At 69.9% G+C, this 2,532-nt stretch carries 2 protein-coding genes; one reads left to right on the top strand and one right to left on the bottom strand.

What is annotated here, in order from left to right:
* Nucleotides 1–136: 136 nt before the first annotated feature.
* On the top strand, nt 137–1,303 hold the full coding sequence (locus WBP48_RS02860; protein WP_424435800.1) for a hypothetical protein: 1,167 nt from the start codon (nt 137–139) through the stop codon (nt 1,301–1,303).
* Between the two features lie 114 nt (nt 1,304–1,417).
* Here the strand turns inward: WBP48_RS02860 and metE are convergent.
* The coding region (gene metE, locus WBP48_RS02855) for a 5-methyltetrahydropteroyltriglutamate--homocysteine S-methyltransferase (RefSeq protein ID WP_424435797.1) at nt 1,418–2,532 on the bottom strand (1,115 nt) is incomplete at its 5' end.

Raw genomic sequence — 2,532 nt, 5'->3', positions numbered from 1 at the left:
CAAACTACTACGCCCCCGACCCCGAACGCGCCAAAACCAACGCCCTCCGCCAACTCCGCGCTCTCGGATACGACGTGGAACTCACACCCCTGGCAGCCTGAACCTCACGAAGACTTTCGGGTCAGCGCTGTGCATCGTGATCGCGTCGATCCTCGTGCCCGCGTCGATCGTCAGCGCGTGGGCGCAGGTGCAACTCGTGGACGAAGAGTCCTTCGTCCGCACCCTCGGACCCCTCGCCGAGGAGACCGTCGTGCAGGATCTCGTGATCGATGAGGCGATGGCGGCTATCGACGCGCAGGTCGACTTCACTCGGTTCACCGACGACCTCTTCGATGGCATCTCCGAGCTCGGGCTGCCGCCGGCGGCCTCGAGTGCACTCGACCTGCTTCGCCAACCCGCGGCACAGGGCCTCCAGGGTCTCGTCGACCAGACATTGACGACCGTCGTACGCTCCGACGCATTCGCGGACGTGTGGACGATGACCCTCCGCGGTACCCACCGGGCACTAACGGTGGCATCGACGTCGGACGGCGGCGGGGTCGTCGTGATGACGAAGGACGGCCTCGGCATCCAGATCGGCACGATCGTCGCGCAGGTCAGGCAGGAACTCGCCGATCGCGGTGTCGGCGTGGCCTCGCTGATCCCCGCCGTCGATCGCGTCGTGACCATCGGCAGCGGCGACGTTCTCGCGATCGTCCGCCTGTCCTACGCCATCGCGACGGTCGCCGGGTGGTGGCTGCCGATCCTCACTCTCGCGCTGTTCGCCCTCGGCATCCTTGTCTCCCGGCGGCGCAACGCTGCCGTCCTCGGCACGGGACTCGGTTTCGCGCTCGGCGGCGGGTCGCTGGCGATCGCGCTGACCGCGGGTGCGACGGGTGTCGCGCTCGTTGCGGGTCAGCTCGACCTGTCCCCGTCGGCGCTCGACGTCATCTACCAGCGCATCGTGGCGGACATGACGCAGACCGCGTGGGTCATCGCGCTCCTCGGTGTCGTGGTCGCGGTGATCGGCTGGATCATGGGTCGCTCCACTCCGGCGCGCCGGATCCGTATCGCCGGAGAGTCGATGAACGCCTCGGCGCGAGCGAGGCTGGCCTCGTGGGGGCTCGACACCGGTGCGTTCGGCCGCTGGCTCGCGCGCAACCGGTTGCTCGTGCGCGTCATCATCGCCGTCATCGCGGTGCTGTGGTTGTTCGCGCTGCGCCCCCTCGGCGCCGGGGAGGTCTTCCTCGTGCTGATCGTATCGCTCCTCGCCGGCTGGATCCTGGAACTGCTGCAGGCTCCCCCGGTCGCTGCACGGGCTTGACGCCCGGGAAGCCGGCCTTCGGAAGCGCCGACATGCGGATGCCGCGGCAAGCAACCCGCGATTCGGCGCCTCCGAACCGGCCCGCGCGCACCTCGCTCAGACCCGTCCCGCCGCTCAGACCGCCGCGGCGACCGCCTCTCGCACGCGGCCGGTGGCCTCGACGAGGTTGCGCAGCGATGCCACGGTCTCGTCGTAACCGCGAGTCTTCAGCCCGCAGTCCGGGTTGACCCACACCTGACGGAGCGGGATCTCGGTCGCTGCCCGCTGCAGCAGCGCCTCGATCTCGGCGGTGCTCGGCACGCGCGGCGAGTGGATGTCGTATACACCGGGACCGATGCCCGCCGCGAAGCCCGACGCGGCGATGTCACCGATCACCTCGCCGCGGCTGCGCGCCGCCTCGATCGAGGTGACGTCGGCATCCAGCCCCGCGATCGCCTCGATCACGACGCCGAACTCCGAGTAGCACAGGTGCGTGTGGATCTGCGTCGCGGGCGCAGCTCCCGCGGTCGCGATGCGGAACGCGCGCACCGACCAGTCGAGGTATGCCGGCTGGTCGACCTGCCGCAGCGGCAGCAGTTCCCGCAGCGCCGGCTCATCGACCTGAATGATCCGGATGCCGGCGGCCTCCAGATCTGCGATCTCGTCACGCAGTGCGAGGGCCACCTGGTTCGCGGTGTCGGACAGCGGCTGGTCGTCGCGCACGAACGACCACGCCAGGATCGTGACGGGCCCCGTCAGCATCCCCTTGACGTACTTGTCCGACAGCGACTGTGCGTACCGCGCCCACTCCACCGTGATCGGCTCGGGGCGAGCGACGTCGCCCCACAGGATCGACGGCCGCGTCGCCCGTGAACCGTAGGACTGCACCCAGCCGTGCTGCGTGACGGCGAAGCCGTCGAGGTGCTCGGCGAAGTACTGCACCATGTCGTTGCGCTCGGCCTCGCCGTGCACGAGGACGTCGAGTCCGAGCTCCTCCTGCAGCGCGATGACGCGGGCGATCTCGGCGCGCAGGAACTCCTGATAGTCCTCCGCCGTGAGCTCGCCGCGACCGTAGCGCGCCCGCGCCCGACGGATCTCACCCGTCTGGGGGAACGATCCGATCGTCGTCGTGGGAAGCACCGGCAGATTCAGCGACTGCTGCGCCGCGATCCGGTTCTCGAGCGTGCCCCGCTCGGCGTCGGCGGCGGTCAGCACCGCGGCGCGGGCACGGACGGAGCCGTCGCGCACGC

The sequence above is a fragment of the Microbacterium sp. genome, assembly GCF_049661145.1.
GTDB lineage: Bacteria > Actinomycetota > Actinomycetes > Actinomycetales > Microbacteriaceae > Microbacterium.
This window is presented reverse-complemented; position numbering and strand designations above follow the sequence as displayed.